The 20,574-nt window shown below is 55.3% G+C and carries 24 protein-coding genes; 11 read left to right on the top strand and 13 right to left on the bottom strand.

Annotated features, from left to right (window positions below; all coding sequences use genetic code 11):
• The first annotated feature begins 59 nt into the window (after positions 1–59).
• Positions 60–1,400, top strand: a complete 1,341-nt coding sequence (pmbA, locus tag BMY49_RS10170; RefSeq protein ID WP_062360026.1) for a metalloprotease PmbA — start codon at positions 60–62, stop codon at positions 1,398–1,400.
• Between the two features lie 27 nt (positions 1,401–1,427).
• On the opposite strand, the gene BMY49_RS10165 is transcribed toward pmbA, so the two are convergent.
• The 11 genes from BMY49_RS10165 to BMY49_RS10115 all read right to left on the bottom strand — a co-directional run bounded on the left by BMY49_RS10165 (position 1,428) and on the right by BMY49_RS10115 (position 10,347).
• Positions 1,428–1,697: an HPr family phosphocarrier protein gene (locus tag BMY49_RS10165; RefSeq protein WP_044629943.1), complete on the bottom strand. Its 270-nt coding sequence runs from the start codon at positions 1,695–1,697 to the stop codon at positions 1,428–1,430.
• Positions 1,698–1,806: 109 nt separating this feature from the next.
• A complete protein-coding gene (gene rapZ, locus BMY49_RS10160; RefSeq protein ID WP_044629944.1) occupies positions 1,807–2,730 on the bottom strand; it encodes an RNase adapter RapZ in 924 nt (307 codons plus the stop codon).
• Positions 2,731–2,795: 65 nt separating this feature from the next.
• Positions 2,796–3,263 (bottom strand): PTS IIA-like nitrogen regulatory protein PtsN, encoded by a 468-nt coding sequence (gene ptsN / locus BMY49_RS10155; RefSeq protein ID WP_044629945.1) that lies wholly within the window; start codon positions 3,261–3,263, stop codon positions 2,796–2,798.
• 4 nt (positions 3,264–3,267) lie between these two features.
• Positions 3,268–3,576: a ribosome hibernation-promoting factor, HPF/YfiA family gene (gene hpf, locus BMY49_RS10150; protein ID WP_044629946.1), complete on the bottom strand. Its 309-nt coding sequence runs from the start codon at positions 3,574–3,576 to the stop codon at positions 3,268–3,270.
• A 97-nt stretch (positions 3,577–3,673) separates the two neighbouring features.
• A complete protein-coding gene (locus tag BMY49_RS10145; RefSeq protein WP_044629947.1) occupies positions 3,674–5,089 on the bottom strand; it encodes an RNA polymerase factor sigma-54 in 1,416 nt (471 codons plus the stop codon).
• Positions 5,090–5,194: 105 nt separating this feature from the next.
• On the bottom strand, positions 5,195–5,953 hold the full coding sequence (gene lptB / locus BMY49_RS10140) for an LPS export ABC transporter ATP-binding protein (RefSeq protein WP_058577875.1): 759 nt from the start codon (positions 5,951–5,953) through the stop codon (positions 5,195–5,197).
• 11 nt (positions 5,954–5,964) lie between these two features.
• Positions 5,965–6,468, bottom strand: a complete 504-nt coding sequence (lptA, locus tag BMY49_RS10135) for a lipopolysaccharide transport periplasmic protein LptA (protein WP_044629949.1) — start codon at positions 6,466–6,468, stop codon at positions 5,965–5,967.
• A 70-nt stretch (positions 6,469–6,538) separates the two neighbouring features.
• The gene (gene iscB, locus BMY49_RS10130; protein WP_089675510.1) at positions 6,539–7,909 is read right to left on the bottom strand and encodes an RNA-guided endonuclease IscB; all 1,371 of its coding nucleotides are present in this window, start codon (positions 7,907–7,909) and stop codon (positions 6,539–6,541) included.
• A 294-nt stretch (positions 7,910–8,203) separates the two neighbouring features.
• The gene (lptC, locus tag BMY49_RS10125; protein ID WP_044629950.1) at positions 8,204–8,776 is read right to left on the bottom strand and encodes an LPS export ABC transporter periplasmic protein LptC; all 573 of its coding nucleotides are present in this window, start codon (positions 8,774–8,776) and stop codon (positions 8,204–8,206) included.
• Positions 8,776–9,318, bottom strand: a complete 543-nt coding sequence (locus BMY49_RS10120) for a KdsC family phosphatase (RefSeq protein ID WP_074210460.1) — start codon at positions 9,316–9,318, stop codon at positions 8,776–8,778. The genes lptC and BMY49_RS10120 overlap by 1 nt, the downstream gene beginning before the upstream one ends.
• 42 nt (positions 9,319–9,360) lie before the next feature.
• Positions 9,361–10,347, bottom strand: a complete 987-nt coding sequence (locus tag BMY49_RS10115; RefSeq protein WP_074210461.1) for a KpsF/GutQ family sugar-phosphate isomerase — start codon at positions 10,345–10,347, stop codon at positions 9,361–9,363.
• Between the two features lie 270 nt (positions 10,348–10,617).
• On the opposite strand from BMY49_RS10115, the gene BMY49_RS10110 reads away from it, so the two are divergent.
• The 9 genes from BMY49_RS10110 (at position 10,618) to hisD (ending at position 17,411) form a co-directional block, all read left to right on the top strand.
• A complete protein-coding gene (locus BMY49_RS10110) occupies positions 10,618–11,439 on the top strand; it encodes an ATP-binding cassette domain-containing protein (RefSeq protein ID WP_089675518.1) in 822 nt (273 codons plus the stop codon).
• Positions 11,440–12,240: a lipid asymmetry maintenance ABC transporter permease subunit MlaE gene (gene mlaE / locus BMY49_RS10105; RefSeq protein ID WP_044629953.1), complete on the top strand. Its 801-nt coding sequence runs from the start codon at positions 11,440–11,442 to the stop codon at positions 12,238–12,240. It abuts the gene before it with no gap.
• Between the two features lie 15 nt (positions 12,241–12,255).
• The gene (mlaD, locus tag BMY49_RS10100) at positions 12,256–12,720 is read left to right on the top strand and encodes an outer membrane lipid asymmetry maintenance protein MlaD (protein WP_062373384.1); all 465 of its coding nucleotides are present in this window, start codon (positions 12,256–12,258) and stop codon (positions 12,718–12,720) included.
• Between the two features lie 33 nt (positions 12,721–12,753).
• Positions 12,754–13,410, top strand: a complete 657-nt coding sequence (locus tag BMY49_RS10095) for an MlaC/ttg2D family ABC transporter substrate-binding protein (protein WP_371827826.1) — start codon at positions 12,754–12,756, stop codon at positions 13,408–13,410.
• Positions 13,407–13,736 (top strand): STAS domain-containing protein, encoded by a 330-nt coding sequence (locus BMY49_RS10090; RefSeq protein WP_044629956.1) that lies wholly within the window; start codon positions 13,407–13,409, stop codon positions 13,734–13,736. Before BMY49_RS10095 ends, BMY49_RS10090 begins: the two co-directional genes overlap by 4 nt.
• 138 nt (positions 13,737–13,874) lie before the next feature.
• Entirely contained in the window at positions 13,875–14,126 is a 252-nt protein-coding gene (locus BMY49_RS10085; protein ID WP_044629957.1) for a BolA family protein, read from the top strand.
• Positions 14,127–14,136: 10 nt separating this feature from the next.
• Positions 14,137–15,399 (top strand): UDP-N-acetylglucosamine 1-carboxyvinyltransferase, encoded by a 1,263-nt coding sequence (gene murA, locus BMY49_RS10080; protein WP_062373387.1) that lies wholly within the window; start codon positions 14,137–14,139, stop codon positions 15,397–15,399.
• A 28-nt stretch (positions 15,400–15,427) separates the two neighbouring features.
• Positions 15,428–16,081 carry an ATP phosphoribosyltransferase gene (hisG, locus tag BMY49_RS10075; protein WP_054641296.1) on the top strand — a complete coding sequence of 218 codons (654 nt, stop codon included), beginning with the start codon at positions 15,428–15,430 and terminating at the stop codon, positions 16,079–16,081.
• 13 nt (positions 16,082–16,094) lie between these two features.
• Positions 16,095–17,411, top strand: coding sequence for a histidinol dehydrogenase (gene hisD / locus BMY49_RS10070; protein WP_089675509.1), 1,317 nt, complete (start codon positions 16,095–16,097; stop codon positions 17,409–17,411).
• Positions 17,412–17,442: 31 nt separating this feature from the next.
• Here hisD and BMY49_RS10065 read toward each other — a convergent pair whose 3' ends face one another.
• Positions 17,443–18,690 carry a Do family serine endopeptidase gene (locus BMY49_RS10065; RefSeq protein WP_044629961.1) on the bottom strand — a complete coding sequence of 416 codons (1,248 nt, stop codon included), beginning with the start codon at positions 18,688–18,690 and terminating at the stop codon, positions 17,443–17,445.
• A gap of 138 nt (positions 18,691–18,828) precedes the next feature.
• Between BMY49_RS10065 and BMY49_RS10060 the strand changes: the two genes are divergently transcribed.
• A complete protein-coding gene (locus BMY49_RS10060; RefSeq protein ID WP_089675508.1) occupies positions 18,829–19,593 on the top strand; it encodes a Nif3-like dinuclear metal center hexameric protein in 765 nt (254 codons plus the stop codon).
• Positions 19,594–19,671: 78 nt separating this feature from the next.
• On the opposite strand, the gene BMY49_RS10055 is transcribed toward BMY49_RS10060, so the two are convergent.
• A complete protein-coding gene (locus BMY49_RS10055; protein WP_054641297.1) occupies positions 19,672–20,115 on the bottom strand; it encodes a ZapG family protein in 444 nt (147 codons plus the stop codon).
• Positions 20,116–20,574: the final 459 nt, after the last annotated feature.

Below are 20,574 nucleotides of genomic sequence, written 5' to 3'. Positions count from 1 at the left end.
TATCAGGCTGCGACCACAACATTGATTCGCCAATGCGATTCAGGCGAAAAGGAGGCCATATGGCACAGGCATTTGATGCAACGGCGCAGCAGGCGCAGTTGACGGAGCGCGCCACAGAGGCGCTTGCCCTGGCAAAACAGCTAGGGGCGGATGCCGCCGAAGTCGGCGCGAGCGTTGACCAAGGGTTGGGCGTTAGCGTGCGACTTGGTGAAGTGGAGACCGTTGAACTATCTCGTGATCAGGGTATTGCGGTCACACTCTATGTGGGAAAACGTAAAGGTAGCGCTTCCTCAACGGATGCCAGTAGTGCCTCCATTCGTGCCACGGTTGAAAAGGCGCTGGCTATTGCACGTTATACCGGGGAAGATCCCGCTGCAGGCCTCGCTGAAGCAGAGCTGATGGCGACCCATTTGCCAGACTTGAAGGTGCACTATCCGTGGGCACTCTCAACCGATGAAGCGATTGACCTTGCCCTGCGCTGCGAACAGGCTGGCCGTGAGGTGTCAGGTATTCACCAGTCAGAAGGTGCCTCGCTCTCAAGCGGTGAGGGCGTGCGAGTATACGCCAATAGCCACGGCTTTTTGGGGACTCAAAAGGGGAGCAGTCACTCACTCTCCTGCATGCTGATTGCCCAAGATGAGCAAGGTATGCAGCGGGATTATGACTATACGTCTGCGCGTAACCCGCAGCAGCTTCGCCACCCAGAGGAGGTGGGGCGCGAGGCAGCAGCGCGAACGTTGCGGCGTCTAGGAGCGCGACGCCCCCCGACGGGAACGTTTCCTGTGCTGTTTGATCCCTCCCTTGCTAGCGGCCTTATCGGCCACCTTATGGGTGCTCTGGCGGGCGGCGCGCTTTATCGAGAAGCCTCGTTTTTATGTGATCGCTTGGGTAGCCCGCTATTCCCCGATTGGTTTGGGTTAGAAGAGCGCCCGCTGGAAGTGGGAGCAACGGCTAGTTCACCGTTTGATGCGGAGGGTGTACAAACCCGTAGCAACCGGTTTATTGATCAGGGGGAGGTGGCGAGTTACATGCTCTCTGCCTACAGCGCGCGTCGTTTAGGAATGCAGTCCACGGGCAATGCGGGCGGCGCGCGCAACATGCGCTTGTTAGCGCCGTTAACGCCGCGGGAAGAGCTGTTAACACAGATGGGGCGTGGTATTTGGGTGACCGAGCTCATGGGACAGGGCGTTAACGGCGTCACTGGCGACTATTCCCGGGGAGCAGCGGGTTTCTGGATTGAGAATGGCGAAGTACAGTACCCCATTGAGGAGTTCACTATTGCTAGTAACCTCAACAAGATGTTCGCGGGGCTAAGCGGTGTGGGAAGTGATACGGATACCCGTGGCAGTATTCACACGGGTAGCTGGCTGATTGATGCGATGACAGTGGCAGGAAGCTAGTCGACAAGTGCTGACTTGGTAAACTAGCTACTGGTCTTCGTCAAACCGTGCGTCGAACAGAGCTTCAATGGCATCTAGCGCCTGTTCGGCGTCGCTTCCTTCAGCGGCGACAGTGAGCTCGGTGCCGCAGGGGGCAGCCAGCATTAGCAGCGACATAATATTGGCGGCATCGGCTTTCTGCTGCTGCTTATAAACCACGATATTCGCGGAAAACTGCTGGCCACATTTCACCAGTTTGGTGGCCGCGCGGGCATGAAGACCACGCTGGTTGGTAAGTGTTAAGGTTCTTTTGGGCACTCTGGTTCCTTTTTGCCGAGTGGGTCTTGAAACTTAGGTCTTGAAAAACTAAGGTCTTGAAAAACTTAGGTCTTGAGAAGCTTAGGCCTTAAAAGTTAGGTCCTGAAACTCAGGGCGTGCTGGCAGCGGTGGGTGTGGTAACGCATGGTACCGCTGGCTCTTCGCTCAGCGTGTATTGTAACCCCAGCTCACGGTGTCTCAACTGTACTTCTCCGGTCTGTTTAACCAGCTTTTTAGCAAGCTGTTCGGCCATATAAACAGAGCGGTGTTGCCCGCCGGTGCAGCCAATAGCCACGGTTATATAACTTCGCTGGCTATTTTGGTAAGCCGGAAGCCACTTTTCCAACCAAGCCTGAATATCATTGGTCATTGCCTCGACCATTGGGTAGCTACTTAAAAACGCCACTATATTAGCATCACGCCCTGTAAATTGGCGCAGGGTAGGGTCCCAATAAGGGTTGGGCAGGCAGCGAACATCGAAGACTAAGTCGGCATCCATGGGTACGCCGCGTTTGTAGCCAAACGACTCAAACGTCAGTGTTAGCTGATCTTTTCGCTGGTGGGCGACTTGATCAGTAATGCGGCGTCTCAGGTCATGCACGGATAAGCGCGACGTATCGATCAACAAGTCAGCGAGATCGCGAATTTCAAGCAGCGTCTCTTCTTCTTTATTGATGGCCTCTTCCAACGTCATTTCGCTATCCCGGGTAAGCGGGTGGCGACGGCGGGTGGCTGAGTAACGCTCCAAAAGAATGCGCGCATCCGTGGTCAGATAGATGACCTGAAAACGAATTTCTCGCTGGCGTAGTTCTTCCAGTAAAGCTGGGAGGCGTTCAAGCGCCGTAGGAAGGTTGCGCGCGTCAATGCTCACTGCTAAGTGAGTGCGCTCGCCTTGCTCACGTAGTTCATCAACTAATGAGCCCAGCAGCATGGCGGGTAAATTGTCGATAGCGTAGTAGCCAAGATCCTCTAGCGCTTGTAAGGCGATAGATTTACCGGACCCTGAACGGCCGCTAATGATCACCAGTTGCATAGCGTCTCTCTTGGCTTGCATGGGAGGAAATTATCGCTGCGTGCAGTGGCCACCGCCCATAAAGCCTAGGCGGCTTGTTCGCGAATCTTGGCGGTAATAAGTGCTAAGAGTTCGCGCTGACTATCGGCTTTACGTAACTGCTGACGCGTATGGGCGTCGTTCATAATAGTAGCCACTTGGCCAAGCAGTGCTAGGTGGGTGTCATCTGCCTCTTCTGGTACCAGCAGCACAAACACAAGATCCACCGGGTCGCCATCAATGGCGTCGAAGTCTACTGGCTCAGCAAGCTTTAAAAAGCCAGCAATGGGTGCGCTACAGTGAGGACTGCGAGCGTGGGGGATGGCAACCCCGTTGCCTATCCCCGTACTGCCTAGTCGCTCGCGGCCAATGAGTCGGCTAAACACCTCTTGGCTATCTAGGCTGGGTGTATTTTGGGCGATAAAGGTGCTGAAAAACTCCAGCACCCGTTTTTTGCTGCCCCCGGGAACGTCATAAAGCACGCGCTCCGGGGGGAGGATGGTTTCCAACGTCATTGAGTTAACGCACACCAGCGCCCTGGGCGCGAGCTTGTGCTTTTTCCTTATGTTTAACGAGTTGACGATCGATTTTGTCTGCTAGCGCATCAATAGCGGCATACATGTCGTTATCAAGCGCTTCGGCGTGAAGGTCTGCACCGGCAGCGTGCAGTGTGCAGGCTGCTTGCTGGCGCTCCTTCTCAACAGATAAGGTCACTTGCACCGTGGTAATGTTGTCGTAGTGGCGTTCAACGCGCTGCAGCTTTTCGTTAACGTAGTCGCGCAAGGCGTCAGTCAGTTCAACGTGATGACCAGTGATGTTTACTTGCATTGACGTGCTCCTTATCCATCGGACTGTACTTCGATTGTAACCCTTTTTACGCTATTGCAAAGCCCTTGCGTTGAGTTTGTTCATACGTACCGCTTAACTAGCGTAAACGGCGGCGCTCACTTGACGAGGGAATGCCCATTGACTCCCGGTATTTTGCGACAGTACGCCGTGCAACGCTAATGCCCCCCTCTTCAAGCAGAGTCACCAAGCGGCTATCGGAGAGCGGTTTTCCTGAGGGCTCATCCTGAATCAGCTTTTTGATGCGGGCGCGAATGGCTGTGCTGGAGTGGCTGTCGCCGCCGTCTTGGCCGCTTACCTGGCTTGAGAAGAAGTACTTAAGCTCGAAAACGCCCCGCGGCGTGTGAATAAATTTCTGCGTGGTCACACGAGATATGGTGGATTCGTGCATCTCTACCGCTTCAGCAATATCCGCTAAAATCAGCGGTTTCATTGCTTCTTCGCCATGCTCCAGAAAGCCAATTTGGCGTGCAATAATTTCACGCCCAACTCGTAGCAGCGTGTCATTGCGACTCGATAAGCTTTTGATCAGCCAGCGGGCTTCTTGGAGGTGCTCTTTGAGGAACTGGTTGTCTTGGCTTTTGTCTGCGCGTTTGATCAAGCTGGCGTAGTCGGGCTGTATACGCAAGCGTGGTAGTGCTTCTGGATTGAGCTCTAAATGCCAACCTTCATTGTCGTGCCGAACGACTAGGTCGGGGGTGATGTAGCTGTCGTCGGTAACGCCATAGGTGCTCCCAGGGCGTGGGTCAAGGCTGCGAATTAAACGGATGACATCGTCAAGCTGCTCGTCATCAAGGCTTAAACGGCGCTTGAGAAGCCGCATATCGTCTTTGCCTAATGCTTCCAAAAACTGGCGAACCAGCCGTTTGGCGGGCATTAGCAGAGGGGTGTCCTCAGGTAGTGAGGCGAGTTGCAGCATCAGGCATTCACGCAGGTCTCGGGCAAAGACGCCGGTGGGCTCAAATTGCTGCAAGCGCAGCAGGGTATTTTCCACTTCCCGCTGGCTTAAGCTGTCATGGCCTTGGGCTTTTAATCCTTCCCGAATGTCATTAAGCGGCTGGGTGAGATAGCCGTTGGCATCCAGCGCATCAATCAGGCTTTCCGCGATGGCGTATTCTCGCGGGCTAAAGTCTGTCATGGCCAGTTGCCATAGCAGGTGGCCATGTAGGCTTTGTCCAGCGGCTTGGCGCTCGAAGTCGGGGCCTTCACTGCTGCCACCCAGGCTGCCTATGTCTTGATAGGTATCTGACCAGTCACTGTCGACGGAGAGTTCGTTGGGGATGCTCTCGGACCACTCAGCCTCTTGAGGCTCACTGACAGCCTGCTCGCCAAACTCATCTTCTTGCTCAAGCATGGGATTGGCATCTAGCGCTTGCTGAATTTCTTGACGAAGGTCCAGCGTCGATAGCTGAAGCAGGGCGATAGCCTGCTGCAGCTGAGGTGTCATGGTCAGCTGTGTGCCGATACGCAATTGGAGAGAAGCTTTCATGACCATCTGAGAACCACTCGTTAATCAGAAAGCTCCACCCTAGAGTGAGTTATGGCTTGGTGCAAGTGCAATAAGCATGCCACTAAAAGAAATGCTTCTGCAGGTCACTGTTTAAAGGCGGAAATCGGCGCCTAAATAGACATCTCGAACCTTCTGGTTGTTGAGGATTTCCTGGGCGTTTCCACTGGCAATGATGTGACCGTCGCCAACAATGTAGGCAATATCACAAATATCCAGCGTTTCACGAACGTTATGGTCGGTGATCAATACACCAATGTGGCGTTTCTTTAACGCTCGAATGATAGCTTTAATTTCCCCAACGGAAATCGGGTCAACCCCGGCAAAAGGTTCATCCAGCAGGATAAAGGCCGGTTCGGTGGCCAAAGAGCGGGCGATTTCAACACGGCGGCGTTCGCCCCCAGAAAGACTCATGCCTAAGTTGTCGCGTATATGAGTGATGTGAAAATCTTCAAGTAGTAACTCAAGTTGTGCTTCCCGGGCGCTTCGATCAAGCTCTTTGCGTGTCTCTAAAATGGCCATAATGTTGTCAGCCACGGAGAGCTTGCGGAAGATGGAAGCTTCCTGGGGTAGATAACCAATCCCTGCCATGGCGCGTTCATGCATAGGAGCATGAGTGAGGTCAAGGTCGTCAATGCCTACTTTGCCCGCATCCAATTTGACCAACCCCACAATCATATAAAACGAGGTGGTTTTACCTGCGCCATTAGGGCCAAGTAGCCCAACCACGCTACCTTGAGTGATTTCCAGATTAATATCTTTAACCACACGGCGGCGCTTATAGCTCTTCGCTAAATGATGGGCGTAGAGCGTTTTTACTGGTGTGGGGGCTGGGGATGTTGATGCTGCCACGTGGCCACTTCCTATTGTTCGGGCTGAAGGGTCATACGAATACGCTGATTTTCACTGCCGCTAACGTCAGAGCGTGCTTGTACTACTTCTTGATCGATAAAGTACTCTAAACGTCCACCTTGGAAGTGATCTCCTTGCTGGGTCAGCTCAGCTTGGTCAATCAGCTCAACCCGGCGTTCGGAAACGTGATAAATAATCCGACGCGCCCAGCCTTCTATAGGGGTTTCTTGGTCTTCAATTTGGTTACGCAAGTAAGCACGCTCGCCCGTAGCGATGGCGCGAGACAACTCGCCAGCATTGTTACGCTGAATTTCGACACGCTCTCCGCGTAGCTGCATATTGCCTTGGCGAATGTCAACGTTACCGGTGTACACGGCTGTCCCTGCTCGTTGGTCAAGGTCTAACCGGTCGGCCTCCACATGAATAGGCGCTTGGTTTTGTGCCGCTACAGGCAGTGCAATTGTGACAAGCGGCACGGCTAGGGCAAGAAGTGCAGTGCGGATTAGAGCATTCATCAGATTTTGCGCGAGAAACCCGGTGCTTTAGCGCCGGGAGGGATAGCGCGTCGCCCGCAGGGCGACTGGGTTACGCCACCGCCTGTCCCGCTCCTCCTGTTAGGTGGGTGAAGGGTGTAAAGTGATAGCCGTAGCCATCACCGCGTTGGATGAGGGTGCAGTATTTGTGCGAGATGCCTTGCACGGCCCCCTGTTCGGTCTGGATGTTAAAACTGCCGGTTTTGCGTACCGCGACACGCCCCGTATGGGTACCTGCTTTCTTGCCAGTCGGTACCATCGCACGCACCATGTCGCCGGTTTGAAAGCCGTGCACCTGCTTCTGCCGCATCAGATAGCCACGCGGAAACCCGTGTTTCGTTAAGCGGGTGCGCTGATAGCTACCACGCCCCATCGCCTTGATGGTTAATGTGGGCACCTGCCAAGCATGTAGTGCGTCGAACGCACCGACACAGGCCGCGTCTAGAGCATGGGTTTTAGGAATGCCCAGTCGCTGGCGGTTGTACTTGGTGCGACCGCCGGTGCCGACAGCCACCGGCAAGCTAGTCGCTTTGAGCGCATTAAACAGCGCCCAGCGCGTGGCATTGATCGCGCTGGCATCGCGCAGCGGTTGCTTGAGCTGGCGCTGCACACGCTCAAGCCGAGCGTTAGCGGTGTGGCCGTTGGCTTTCAGGCGCTTTTTCAGGCCTTTGTCAGTGGCGAAAAAATCCACCAGTGACAGCGCATCCTTGCTCTGGTTGCAGGGGTGGCAGCTTAGGGTCAAATTACTGACGCGGTTCGAGCCGCCCCGCGAGCGCGGTATCACATGCTCGATCTCCAGCGGCGTATCGGCGGTGCCGCAATAGGCACATTCACGGCCCCATTTTTCCAGCAGGTACTCGCGTACTTCGTAGCCCAGCAGCGTGCCTTGCTGGTACTCCACGCCGTTGATCTCGGGGTTATCCAGCTTCTGCGTATCAAAGCGCACCAACTCTTGGCTGATGGCGGTTACAGGCGCTAAACGATTCAACCGGTTCACCCAGGCCGTGACGGTATCGACGCGATGCTGCAGCGACGGTGCCAGCCAGCCCTTGGGTTTGGTGCGATTATTGAAGCGCGGGGCGCGGTAACGCAGGTTGGCACTGCGGCGGCGACGCCGAAAGGCGGCGCGTTGTTGTAATGCCTTTTTGATCTGATAACCGCGATGGATTAGTTCAAACAGGCACAGCACATGCCGCTGCTGACTGTCCGGTTCGCGTATCAGCGCCAGCCCGGTCGTTTTGCTGCCAGGGTCGATGCCCAGGCTTAGTGGCTGCGTGCTACCGCCCACTCGATCTTTCAGCCGGATCGTGAACGGATAGCGCTTATGCACCACGGCACGCCCGCGCTGTAGCAGCAACCGAGCCCGTTTTTCACTGCACGGCATCAGCGGCTGCTTCTTTTTGTCCAGTACGAAAATCGCCATGCGATTTCCTCCTAATCAATGCCCTTACGGACCTTGTGTCGCGGGGCTTGCGCCCCGTCTCCCCTCGGGAATGTCGATAACCGGCTCCTGCCTTGTGGCAGCGATCAAGATCTTCGGCGTTTTACCTTGCGCCAGCATGATCTTGACCTTTCAGAGCCACGGACTGAGGAAGCATCCGTGGGTGAGTCTTGGCGACCTGTTATCAACGTAGCGGGTTGGCTACCGCTCTCCCTGGTCAACCGGGCTTGTTGTCACAAGCTCCCGCCTTCAGGCGGGGGTAGTTGACCGCGACTCCTAAGGGGAACGGGTGGCCGGCGGATGAACGCCGCGCACGTTGTTGGTTAAACGGACTTGGCTGTCATCCAGCCATACATCCATTCGGGAGGCTTCCATACGCTGAGGGGGCTGCTGCAACACTACGTGGGTGTCGCTCCAGGCATGCCGGGTGGTCCCGTCGTAGTTTAATAGTTCGCTATCAAGCTGCCACCCCTCTTCAGGCGCTAGTAGCCGCGCGGAGCCTGCCAATGTTAATGCTTGGGTTTCAGTATTGAGGGTGCCAGTGTTCGCCGTGGCGAGCCACTCACGTTGTTCGCTATCAAACAGCGTGGCACGGGGTGACAACACGTCAGTCATTGCCGTTTGCGGAGTATGCACCAGCCGTGGGGTTACCAGAGATTGCTGAATAGTGCCTGTTTCGCCAAATAGGGTAATTTCGGCATTCTCTAATACGTGCCCAGGTTCCTGGGCACGAGCTTCAGAGTCAATCTCAGTCTCCTGGGGGCCGCGAGGGTCTAGCCAAACCAGCACGCCGCCTAGGGCGATGACCATTGCCGTGATCCAGACCCGTTTTCTTACCCTAAAGCGCATTATGGCTGTCCGTGCAGATACGTATCGAGTACGGCATCCCAGTGCCCTTGGGACGTTAGGAGCGTATCGCAAATTTCACGCACAGCCCCGTGTCCGCCAAGGCGTTCAGTGATCCAGTCGGCATGGGGGTGCATGTAGTCCGGAGCATTGGGGACCGTAATACCGACACCGGAGCGCTTGATCGGAGCAAGATCAGGTAGGTCATCTCCACAGTAGGCGACCTGTTCTAAGGTGATATCAAGCCGCTGACAAAGCGCTCTCAGGGTAGTGAGTTTGTCTTCACAGCCCTGGTGCACGTGAGTGATTCCTAAGGCAGCAGCGCGCTGGCTCACCATAGGTGAATCACGGCCGGTAATCAGCGCCACATGGATGCCGACACGCTTGAGTAACTTCAGGCCATGACCGTCCTGGGTGTGAAACGCTTTGATTTCGATACCGTCAGCCTGAAAATAGAGACGGCCGTCAGTAAGTACACCGTCTACATCAATCGCAAGCAGTTTTACGCGGCGAAGCCGGTCGAGTAGTGCATCAGGTAGGGCCATAAAGCCTCCATCATCCATTGCCAAAAAAGCAGTATAAAGTCGTTAAATAACGCCGCTGGCAAGCAGGTCATGCATATGCAGCGCGCCGATGGGGCGCTGCTGTTCATCAACAACAGCCAGTGCAGTGATACGGTTATCTTCCATAATGCGCACCGCTTCGGCAGCTAGTACGTCTGGACCAATGCGCTTGCCGGGGCGCGTCATTACGTGATCTACCTGAACATCGCGCAGGTCGTGGTATTGGTCTAGCGTGCGACGCAAGTCGCCGTCGGTATAGACCCCGGCAAGACGGCCTTCGCTATCCACCACGCAGGTAAAGCCCAGCCCTTGGCGTGTTATCTCAAGTAGTGCATCGCGCAGCGGGCTGCCCAGCGCTACTTGAGGGAGCCGTGAGCCATCGTGCATTAAGTCGCTAACACGCAGTAGTAAGCGCTTACCGAGGCTGCCGCCAGGGTGAGAGAGGGCAAAGTCTTCAGCGGTAAAGCCCCGTGCTTCCAATAGGGCAACAGCAAGGGCGTCGCCTAGGGCAAGGGCGGCGGTGGTGGAGCTGGTGGGTGCTAGGTCAAGCGGGCAGGCTTCTCGTTCTACACCGCTATCCAGGTGGGCGTCTGAGTGCTGTGCAAGAGTGGAGCCTGGGCGGCCAGTCATACTGACTAGCGGTGTGCCAAGTCGCTTGAGTAGCGGGAGTAGGGCCGTTACTTCAGCGGTTTCACCGGAGTTAGAGAGTGCCAAAACCACATCGGCGCGGGTAATCATGCCCAAGTCGCCATGGCTGGCTTCACCTGGGTGAACAAAAAAGGCTGGAGTGCCTGTGCTGGCTAGGGTAGCTGCGATTTTGCCGGCGATATGACCTGACTTTCCCATGCCGGTGACTACCACGCGTCCCTGACAGGCAAGCATAAGCTGACAGGCGTGGTCAAAGCTTTCATCTAGCTTGGCTTGCAAGCCGCCAATAGCCGCTTGCTCGATTTGCAAGGTGCGCAGTGCACTTTCACGCAGTTGGCTGGGTGTGGAGAGTGGCTGACGCATGGCGTGTCTCGTTTCATCGATGTGAATAGGTGCCTAGTAAGAATAACATCTTGCAGCAGTGTTTAGCTAAAGCATGCAGCAAGTACCCGCGGTATTAGTGAGTTCTATTGACGAATGGTTTGTGCGGCAATGATTTGCGCGACTGTTGCTAAGAGTAGCGTTAGGTTACGATGTTCGATAATATTTCGAAAACACTGTTTTCTAAACTGCCCCGCGCCCAGTCGGTTTATACTGACGCGTTCTGGCAACACGATGAAGGTCAATCAGCTTATGACGGATGTTCCCTTCATACAGGTTGAAGATGTTTACTTTTCCCGTGGAGATAGCGATATCTTCCGTGGCGTTAATATGACCATTCCGCGTGGCAAAGTCACCGCCATTATGGGGCCAAGCGGCACGGGTAAAACAACGCTATTGAAGCTCATTGGTGGCCAATTAACGCCAGACCGTGGGCGGATTTTAATTGATGGGCAGGATGTTCACCGCCTGTCACGCAAGGCGTTGTTTACGCTACGTAAGCGTATGGGAATGCTGTTTCAGAGCGGTGCGCTGTTTTCGGATTTAGATGTTTTCGAGAATGTGGCCTTCCCGCTGCGGGTGCATACTGACTTGCCCGATACCATGATTCGCGACTTGGTGTTGCTAAAGTTACAGGCAGTAGGGTTGCGGGGGGCAAGGCATTTAACTCCCGCTGAGCTATCAGGGGGTATGGCGCGGCGGGTGGCATTAGCGCGGGCAGTTGCACTTGACCCTGAGTTAATCCTTTATGATGAGCCGTTTGTCGGCCAGGACCCTATCTCTATGGGCGTGCTGGTGCAATTGATCAAGCGGCTCAATCAGGCGCTGTCGCTGACCTCGGTAGTGGTCTCCCATGATATCAAGGAAACGCTGAGTATTGCCGACTACCTCTACCTGATTGCGGATGGGCAGGTGGTGGCGCACGGCACTCCGAGCTCGCTAGAGGTGAATCAAGACCCTCGTGTGAGCCAATTTATGCACGGCGAGCCAGATGGTCCGGTGCCGTTTCACTATCCTGCAGAGACGCTCTATAGGGATATTCTCGGTCATGACTTAGCAATAAAGGCAGGGTAGATGCAGTCTAAATTTTCTCACTACACGGCGCGGGTTACCCGCCTAGGGCGTAAAGGGTGCGACGTGGTCGAGGCTTTAGGGCGCGCCACGGTGTTTCTTGCTCAGTCGGCCGTGGGAGTGCCGTCACGAGAGGGGTGGTCGCTTTGGCTGCGCCAAATGCACTTCGTGGGTGTGCTGTCTCTGGCCATCGTGCTGGTGTCGGGGCTTTTTATCGGCATGGTGCTGGCGCTACAGGGATATACCATTTTAGTAGATTTTGGTGCCGAGCAGGCATTAGGCCAAATGGTCGCGCTTTCTCTGTTGCGAGAGCTGGCACCGGTAGTTGCCGCGCTGCTGTTTGCCGGGCGGGCGGGGTCTGCTTTGACTGCTGAAATTGGCCTGATGAAAGCCACCGAACAGCTCACTAGCATGGAAATGATAGGTGTGGATCCGCTGCGTCGCGTGGTGGCTCCTAGACTTTGGGCGGGCTTCGTAGCGCTGCCTATTCTTACCGTTGGCTTTAGCGTGGTGGGTATCTGGGGCGGCTACTTAGTTGGCGTCGAGTGGCTGGGCGTATTTGAGGGCTCTTATTGGAGCAATATGCAGGCCAGCGTGTCGTTCATCGATGATATCGGCAATGGCATGATCAAAAGCGTGGTGTTCGCGCTGGTGGTGACCTGGATTGCTGTGTTTCAGGGTTATGACCTAGTGCCAACCTCTGAGGGGATTTCGCGAGCTACCACCCGTACGGTGGTCTACTCCTCGTTAGCGGTGCTAGGGCTGGATTTCGTTTTAACCGCCGTTATGTTCGGCGGCCTTTAAGGGTGGAGTAATGTCATGAAGCGCAGCAAAACCATGGAGTTTGGCGTTGGCCTGTTTATGTTGGCTGGCATCATAGGGCTGGTATTCCTCGGCCTGAGAGTCAGCGGTTTAACGCTCTCAGCACCTTCAGATACGTTCCGCTTGGAGGCCAACTTCGCCAATATCGGTGGGTTGAAGCCGCGTGCCCGCGTCACTATGGCAGGGGTTACCGTGGGCCGGGTGGAGTCAATCGAGCTGGATACGGAGTGGTACGACGCTCGTGTCACTTTAAGCTTGGATAGTGAGCTTGAAGGCCAGCTTTCCCAGGATACCACCGCAGCCATATTAACGGCTGGCCTATTGGGCGAGCAGTACATTGGGCTAAGTGTTGGTGGGGCACCAGATGTGCTTGAGGAGGGTGACGTGATTCGTGATACGCAGTCCGCTCTGGTGCTTGAAGAACTTATTCAGCAATTTGTATCCAATATGGTCAGCAACTAGCTGCCTTTAGCTATCTTCATTTGAGAGGTTGATATGATGCATAAGGTTTTTCCTGTTTTCGTTCAGCGGCTCGCGTTGGCTGCCATGCTGTTGCTGGCACCGCTGCTGGCCCAAGCACAAACACAGTCTCCAGAAGAGATGATTCGAGACAATATCGAATCCTTTATGAGCCAAATTAATGGCAAAGAGGACTACTACGCCAATAATCTAGATGAGTTGAAGGCGCTGGTGAATGAAAGCCTCAACGAAGTAGCAGATTTTCGCTATATCGGTGCCAGTGTGATGGGCAGCTATTTCCGTAATGCCACGCCAGAGCAGCGCAGCCGTTTTGCGGATGTCTTCCGCCAGACGCTGATCGATACCTACACGCGTGGTCTGGTGACCTTCGACTACGACGAGCTGCGTGTGTTGAGCCAACAGCGTGCCCAGCGTCACGAAGATCAGGCCAGCGTCGATATGGAAGTGGTGGCCAACAATGGTCAGGTCTACCCGGTCAGCTACAGCCTGCGTCTTTCTGACGGCCAATGGCGTGTCGTGAACGTAATTGTCAACGGCATTAACCTGGGCTTGACCTTCCGTAATCAGTTCGACCAAGCCATGCGTGACAATAACCGCGATTATGATGCGGTCATCCGTGGTTGGGCGCCAGAAATAGGTGTGGACGAGCTAGAGCAGGGAGGCGACGCGTGACATCGCTGCTGTCTCGTTCAGAGGTGTCCCTAACGATTCAGGGTGATGCGCTCATGGTTGCTGGCGACCTGACAATGAATGTAGCGACTGAGGTGGCCGCTGCAGGTGTGAAATGGTTACGCAGTGCCAAGTGTTTAGAGGTCTGCTTTGACTTTGAGCAAGTCAGTAAGGCCAGCAGCGTTGCTATTAGTGTCTTATTTGAATGGCTGCGTGCTTGCCAAGCGCTGCAGATCACGGTTCGTTCGATTGTCTTGTCGGCCCCGCTCAAGCGGCTGGCCTCTTTGGCGGAGTTGGATGCGCTTACTTCCTCATCCGTTTCAGCTTGAACTGAGCGATCTTTAGAGCAGCCCACGGGCTGCTCTATTTATTGGTGGCTTGCACGGCATCGCCAAGCGTGTCGCTTTTCTTTATCATGTTCGCCTATTGCTTATTATTTCAACGACCCCAAAGGAGTTTCCTGTCTCATGCAACCCAACGAGGTAAAAGCACTGCTTGAATCCCGCATCGATGGGTGTGAGTTTCACATCCAGGGTGAAGGCTGCAATTTTCAGGTGATTGCAGTTGGTGAAGCCTTTGAAGGTCTTTCTCCAGTGAAGCGTCAACAGCTTGTATACGCAGCGCTTAGCGAGGAAATCGCTTCGGGTGCACTGCACGCTATCAGCATTAAAACGTTTACTCCGACGCAGTGGCAAACTGCGGCGGAAAACGCTCAGTAACGGCCGCTCCATGGATAAACTCATTATTACGGGCAATGGCTCGGTGGATGGCGAAGTATGGGCAAGCGGTGCGAAAAATGCCGCGCTGCCTATTCTATGCGCGAGCCTATTGGCAGATGGCCCAGTGGTTATCGGTAACCTGCCGCATTTGCAGGATATTACCACCACGCTTGAGCTGTTGGGACGAATGGGCGTTGAGCCTGTGATGGGTGAAAAACTGAGCATTCAACTGGATGGCTCTCAGGTCACTCAATGCCATGCGCCTTACGAGCTGGTGAAAAAGATGCGCGCCTCTATTCTGGTGCTGGGGCCGCTGCTGGCGCACTTTGGTAAGGCGGATGTCTCACTGCCTGGTGGTTGCGCCATTGGCTCACGCCCGGTGGATTTGCACCTGCGTGGTCTGGAAGCCATGGGGGCGGAGATCCACGTTGAAGCGGGCTATATTCGTGCCCGTGTCGACGGTCGTTTAAAAGGTGCAACGATCTTTTTTGATACCGTGACGGTGACAGGCACAGAAAATCTGCTCATGGCGGCTACGCTCGCCGACGGCAGAACGGTTCTTGAAAACGCCGCCCGTGAGCCTGAGGTGGTGGATCTGGCCGAGTGCTTGATCAAAATGGGCGCGAAGATTCATGGTCACGGCACGGACACCATCATCATTGATGGCGTTGCCTCGCTGCACGGCTGCGAGCACGATGTCATGCCCGACCGTATCGAGACGGGCACCTTCCTGGTCGCGGCGGCAATGACCGGCGGGCGGGTAAAAGTGAAGCGTACCCGGGCCGATATTCTTGAAGCGGTACTCGCTAAGTTGGAAGAGGCGGGTGCGGAGGTCGACAGCGGTGAAGATTGGATTTCGCTGGATATGCATGGCAAGCGCCCGAAGGCGGTTAATATCCGAACGGCGCCTTATCCCGCATTCCCCACCGATATGCAGGCTCAGTTCGTCGCTATGAATGCCGTTGCAGACGGGCATTCACGGGTAGTAGAGACAATCTTCGAAAACCGCTTTATGCACGTTCAAGAGCTTAACCGGATGGGCGCGAATATCGTACTGGAGGGTAACGCCGCGTTAATTAAGGGCGTTGATAAGCTTTCTGGAGCCCCGGTGATGGCAACGGACCTTCGTGCTTCGGCATCTCTGGTTATTGCGGCCATGATGGCCGAAGGAGAGACCCTGGTCGATCGCATCTACCATATTGATCGTGGCTACGAGTGTATCGAGGAAAAATTACAGCTGCTGGGGGCGAAAATTCGCCGTATCCCCGGCTAAGCCACGCGGACAACACTGGCCTTAGACCATGAGTAAGCAACTGATTTTAGCCCTTTCAAAAGGGCGTATTTTGGATGAAACGCTGCCTCTGCTGGCAGATGCGGGCATTACGCCCGCTGAAGACTTAAGTAAAAGCCGCAAGCTGCTTTTTGATACTAACTTGCCGGACGTCAAGCTGGTGATCATCCGCGCCACCGATGTGCCCACCTACGTACAATTAGGTGCCGCCGATGTGGGCATTGCAGGTAAAGACGTGCTGCTTGAGCATGGCGCGGAAGGCCTTTATGAGCCGCTAGATCTAGAGATTGCTCGCTGCAAGCTGATGACTGCGGGTGTTACCGGGCAGCCCCCTGCCAAAGCACGCCGCCGCGTGGCGACCAAGTTCGTCAACGTAGCGCGTCGCTACTACGCCGAGCAGGGGATCCAGGCAGAGGTCATCAAGCTCTACGGGGCGATGGAGCTGGCTCCGCTCATGAACTTGGCCGATGAGATCGTCGATATCGTCGACACTGGCAATACGCTTCGCGCTAACGGTATGGAACCCCGTGAGCTCATTGCCCATATCAGCACGCGTTTGGTGGTCAACAAAGCGGCCATGACCATGAAGCACGACCGTATTAAGCCGCTGCTAGCGCGCCTGGAAAGTGCCGTAAAAAAGCGTCAGACGCAGCCTATCGAATGACACGAGGTTCATCATGAGCGATACAACCACAGCCACTATTGCCCGCCTCTCGACCAGTGAAACGGCTTTCCATCAGCGCCTCGATGCGCTGTTGGATTGGGAGGGCGTGTCTGATAAAGCGGTCCAGGCTCGTGTTGAGGAAATCTTGGCAGACGTTAAGCAACGCGGTGATCAGGCGGTCATTGAGGCAACCAACCGCTTTGACCGTCTATCGGTCGAATCGATGGCGCAATTGCGCCTAATGCCAGAGCAATTAAAGAAGGCGTATGATGGTTTGCCTGCCGAGCAGCGTGATGCCCTGGCAATGGCTGCCGAGCGTATTAAGCGCTACCACGAGCGGCAAAAACCGACCTCTTGGCAGTATGAAGAAGCCGATGGCACGGTGTTAGGCCAAAAAGTGACACCGCTTGATCGTGCAGGCATCTATGTTCCAGGCGGTAAGGCGGCTTATCCGTCGTCCGTACTGATGAATGCCATTCCTGCCCACGTGGCAGGTGTGCGTGAAATCGTCATGGTGGTACCTACCCCTGATGGTGTGTTGAATGATCTGGTATTGGCGGCGGCGCACCTAGCGGGCGTGGACTACGTCTTCACTATTGGTGGCGCCCAGGCCGTTGCCGCGCTTGCCTACGGTACGCAAAGCGTTTCTCGGGTCGATAAAATTGTGGGACCCGGCAACATCTACGTGGCCACTGCCAAGCGGGCCGTGTTCGGCCAGGTCGGCATCGATATGATTGCCGGGCCCTCCGAGATTATGGTGGTGTCGGATGGGCAAACCGACCCGGATTGGATCGCCATGGACCTCTTCTCTCAGGCGGAGCATGACGAAGATGCCCAGGCGATTTTGGTGAGCTGGGATGCCGCGCATTTGGACGCCGTGGCGGCTTCCATCGAGCGGTTGCTGCCAACGCTAGAGCGCGAAAAGATTGCCCGCGCATCCCTGAACCGTCGCGGCGCACTGATTCTGTGTACAGATCAGGCCGAAGCGGTTGAGATGATTAACCGTATCGCTCCTGAGCATCTTGAATTGTCGGTTGCTGAGCCTGAGGCATGGCTAGACGATATCCGCCATGCGGGCGCTATCTTTATGGGGCGCCACACGTCGGAAGCGCTGGGGGATTACTGCGCGGGGCCGAACCATGTGCTGCCGACATCCGGCACGGCGCGATTCTCATCACCGCTCGGGGTGTACGACTTCCAGAAACGCTCTTCCATTATCCACTGTTCCCCTGAAGGGGCGTCTGAGCTGGGTAAAGTCGCTTCGGTGTTGGCCCGTGGGGAGTACCTCACTGCCCATGCTCGCTCTGCCGAGTACCGGGTTCGCGATTAACGGGCAGTGTGTTTAGTGTAGCAGGGCGGCTTTAAGAGCCGCTCTGCCTGTCGGCTGATGTTGCGTTGGTCGGCACCGGGCGCTCGCCTACCTCCAGCGTCATCTCCATGCGCTCGCCGCCGCGGACAATCGTCAGAGGCAGTGACGTGCCGGGAGGAATAGATGCAATGTCACTCATAGTAGCGCGTGCATCTAAAATGACCTGGCCATCAATAGAGAGCAGTACATCCCCCGGTTGTAAGCCTGCCTGTGCGGCAGGTCCGCCGCTTACCACGCCTGCTACGATCACGCCTTGTGGGGTGCGTAGCCCAAACGAGGCTGCGAGCTCTCGCGAAAGCGCCTGAGCCTCAATGCCCAGCCAGCCGCGAATTACGCGACCGCGAGTCACCAGCTCATTGAGTATGCTGTGGGCAAGGTTGGCGGGAATTGCGAAGCCGATACCTTGAGAGCCGCCTGAACGTGAGAAAATTGCCGTATTAATTCCCACTAGAGCGCCATCAGGATTAACGAGTGCGCCGCCTGAGTTGCCGGGGTTAATGGCCGCATCGGTCTGAATAAAATCCTCATATGCATTAAGCCCTAAATGGCTGCGCCCTGTGGCGCTAATAATGCCCATAGTGACGGTTTGGCCAACGCCGAAGGGGTTGCCAATTGCCAGTGCCACATCGCCGACGGCGACCTGTTCTGAGTCGGCAAGCTCAATCACCGGTAGATTTTCAAGATCAATGCGCAGCACTGCTAAGTCGCTTTCTGGGTCTGTACCAATCACTTCGGCCAGCGTTTCACGCCCATCGCGCAGGGCAACCTGGATTTGATCCGCGCCATTAATCACATGATGGTTAGTCAGTACATAGCCATCCTTGCTGACAATGACGCCAGATCCCAAGCTGGAGAGCATCCGTTGATGGGTTGTGGCATCGTCGCCGCTGAAGAACTGCCGGAAGAAGGGGTCTGACATCAGTGGGTGCTGGTCGCGCTCTACAATCCGGGATGAATAGATGTTCACCACCGCAGGCGCTGCTTGGTTAACTGCATCGGAGTAGCTAGCCGGGCCCTGGTTGCGGGCAAGAGGTTCTGCTTGGCGAATGTCGGGCGCAGGTCGGTTAGTGCTCTGCTCGTTGCTGGTAGTGGGTACCAGTGCCGGGGGTGTTTCCACCGCTGCGGGCGGAGTCTGTCGAAACGGGTTTGGCAACTGCTCTGGGAACGCGAGCAGTAGCACGGCAGCTAGCAAGAGCCCCGTGGTAATGGGCCATAAATAGGGCAGCACAGAACGGTGCATGCGAGGATTCCTCAGCGGGTGGCAGTCTAAATAGTCGCGAGGTTCGCGATAATGCGGAGCGAGTTTTACAATGGCGTTATGGTAACACTGAATGCCGCTGTGCCTCACGGTGGCTGTTTAAACTGTTAAGGAGTGAGTGTGAATCATCGCGATCAACTTGTCGCCGCTTGTGACCATCAGCTGCGAGCCGAGCAATTTAAGGACTTTACGGTTAATGGGTTGCAAGTTGAAGGGCGTGATACCGTCAAGCGAGTGATGTCAGGAGTGACGGCGTGCCAGGCGCTGTTAGATGAGGCGGTAGCATGGCAGGCTGACATGGTGTTGGTGCATCACGGTTATTTTTGGAAAAACGAGCCAGTGCCTATTACAGGAATGAAACAGCGCCGCATTAAAACGTTGCTCGCCAATGATATAAGCCTTCTTGCCTATCATTTGCCATTAGATGCCCATGCGGAGATAGGCAACAATGCTCAGTTAGCTAAGCGGCTCGGTTGGAAAGTAGAAGGCTGTTTGGATGGGGAGCTGGGGGAAGGGTTGCTCTGGTCGGGGCGTTTGGTTGCGCCCCAAAGTATTGGTGAGCTTGCTGGGCAAATAAGCACCACGCTTCAGCGGTCTCCTCTTGTTGTGGAAGCGCCGTTTGCTGAGCAGTCTATAGAGCGAATCGCATGGTGTACGGGCGGAGCGCAGGATATGATCACCACTGCCTACGAAGCAGGGGCGCAGGTGTTTGTGTCTGGAGAAATATCTGAGCGTACCACGCATTTGGCGCGTGAAATGGGGATTCACTATATTGCGGCGGGCCACCACGCCACTGAGCGTTATGGGGTCCAAGCGCTTGGTGAGTGGCTAGGCAGTGAGTTCGGTGTGGAGCATCGTTTTGTGGATATTGATAATCCTGCCTAACTCAAGGGCGCAGGGCACCTGTCGCTCATTGATCGGGTGCCCTGCTGGCGATACGCGGCAGTAATGGCGGCGTTTGCCTTAGTAGCGGGGAGGTTGTGCTGCTGTACCTTCAGTAGGTTGGTGGCTCTCTTTTAAGCCAAAATCTTCTGACAGCGTACCGTTTTTGCCCGCTGCGTAGTCTCTAGGCATTGCCACGTTGCTGTCGTTTTCAGTGTCGCTTGTGGTGGTGCTGGATGACGGCTTAACGCTGGATAGTTTCCACTGAGTTGCTTCGTTCTCTACCTGTTGCTCAAGCTGATCAGCTTCGTGGCGAATGTTTTCTAAGCGCTGCTGAATGCTCGTTAAGTGGCTGCTCATGCCCTTCTTTAGTTCAGCGATTTGGTGTTCACGTTCAAGCAGTGTCTGCTTGAGTGAAGCGGCATCCCGCGCACCTTTGCTGAAAAGTCGATAGCACACTAAGCCGATGATAAAGCCGACGATTAATCCAATGATTGCAAAAGTGAATGGCGAGCTTGCTTCCACAGTCTTCTCCCTAAGTAATGCGCGCCACTGAACACAGGGCGTGGCTTTTAAAAACAGCCCCATTATAGGCGCGTCTAAGTCGGTTGGGTCAATCCGCTCATGCGCTTAGCCCGCCTTATTCATGAGGGCGCTGGCTGAGTGGATTGTCAGCCCTCGCTGCCAACACCAGCCCACCGGCACCGCGTTGGCAGCATGAGACCCCGCTGTTATATGCAAAAAAGCGCAAATTTTAGTTCTTCTTATAGCCTACAGGAATGAATTGCCCTCATCCGTGCAGCCGTCACCGTCAGCCGAAGTGGGGCTGCTTGGCGCAGGGATCGGTGGTGGTATCGCCGACGAGTCAGCCTAGCGCGGTCAGTTTCGGTAGCCCCTTCAGCAAGGCAGGCCACCATTTGTCAGCCGCATCGCCGAGGTGAACGGTGATGCGCCGGGCGTGCAGCTTCAGCGTGGCTGCGACCT

It is taken from the genome of Vreelandella aquamarina (genome assembly GCF_900110265.1).
GTDB classification, from domain to species: Bacteria; Pseudomonadota; Gammaproteobacteria; order Pseudomonadales; family Halomonadaceae; genus Vreelandella; species Vreelandella aquamarina.
The sequence above is the reverse complement of the archived record's forward strand: the minus strand, read 5'-3'. Positions and strand labels throughout refer to the sequence as shown.

Excerpts from the sequence above, each read along its gene's own strand:
- lptA (WP_044629949.1), bottom strand. The coding sequence starts at position 6,468 with ATGAATGCTCTAATCCGCACTGCACTTCTTGCCCTAGCCGTGCCGCTT.
- hisD (WP_089675509.1), top strand. The coding sequence starts at position 16,095 with ATGAGCGATACAACCACAGCCACTATTGCCCGCCTCTCGACCAGTGAA.
- BMY49_RS10120 (WP_074210460.1), bottom strand. The coding sequence starts at position 9,318 with ATGGCCCTACCTGATGCACTACTCGACCGGCTTCGCCGCGTAAAACTG.
- rapZ (WP_044629944.1), bottom strand. The coding sequence starts at position 2,730 with ATGCAACTGGTGATCATTAGCGGCCGTTCAGGGTCCGGTAAATCTATC.
- murA (WP_062373387.1), top strand. The coding sequence starts at position 14,137 with ATGGATAAACTCATTATTACGGGCAATGGCTCGGTGGATGGCGAAGTA.
- hpf (WP_044629946.1), bottom strand. The coding sequence starts at position 3,576 with ATGCAAGTAAACATCACTGGTCATCACGTTGAACTGACTGACGCCTTG.
- mlaE (WP_044629953.1), top strand. The coding sequence starts at position 11,440 with ATGCAGTCTAAATTTTCTCACTACACGGCGCGGGTTACCCGCCTAGGG.
- mlaD (WP_062373384.1), top strand. The coding sequence starts at position 12,256 with ATGAAGCGCAGCAAAACCATGGAGTTTGGCGTTGGCCTGTTTATGTTG.
- BMY49_RS10145 (WP_044629947.1), bottom strand. The coding sequence starts at position 5,089 with ATGGTCATGAAAGCTTCTCTCCAATTGCGTATCGGCACACAGCTGACC.
- lptC (WP_044629950.1), bottom strand. The coding sequence starts at position 8,776 with ATGCGCTTTAGGGTAAGAAAACGGGTCTGGATCACGGCAATGGTCATC.
- BMY49_RS10065 (WP_044629961.1), bottom strand. The coding sequence starts at position 18,690 with ATGCACCGTTCTGTGCTGCCCTATTTATGGCCCATTACCACGGGGCTC.
- ptsN (WP_044629945.1), bottom strand. The coding sequence starts at position 3,263 with ATGACGTTGGAAACCATCCTCCCCCCGGAGCGCGTGCTTTATGACGTT.
- BMY49_RS10085 (WP_044629957.1), top strand. The coding sequence starts at position 13,875 with ATGCAACCCAACGAGGTAAAAGCACTGCTTGAATCCCGCATCGATGGG.
- BMY49_RS10115 (WP_074210461.1), bottom strand. The coding sequence starts at position 10,347 with ATGCGTCAGCCACTCTCCACACCCAGCCAACTGCGTGAAAGTGCACTG.
- iscB (WP_089675510.1), bottom strand. The coding sequence starts at position 7,909 with ATGGCGATTTTCGTACTGGACAAAAAGAAGCAGCCGCTGATGCCGTGC.
- BMY49_RS10095 (WP_371827826.1), top strand. The coding sequence starts at position 12,754 with ATGATGCATAAGGTTTTTCCTGTTTTCGTTCAGCGGCTCGCGTTGGCT.
- hisG (WP_054641296.1), top strand. The coding sequence starts at position 15,428 with ATGAGTAAGCAACTGATTTTAGCCCTTTCAAAAGGGCGTATTTTGGAT.
- pmbA (WP_062360026.1), top strand. The coding sequence starts at position 60 with ATGGCACAGGCATTTGATGCAACGGCGCAGCAGGCGCAGTTGACGGAG.
- BMY49_RS10110 (WP_089675518.1), top strand. The coding sequence starts at position 10,618 with ATGACGGATGTTCCCTTCATACAGGTTGAAGATGTTTACTTTTCCCGT.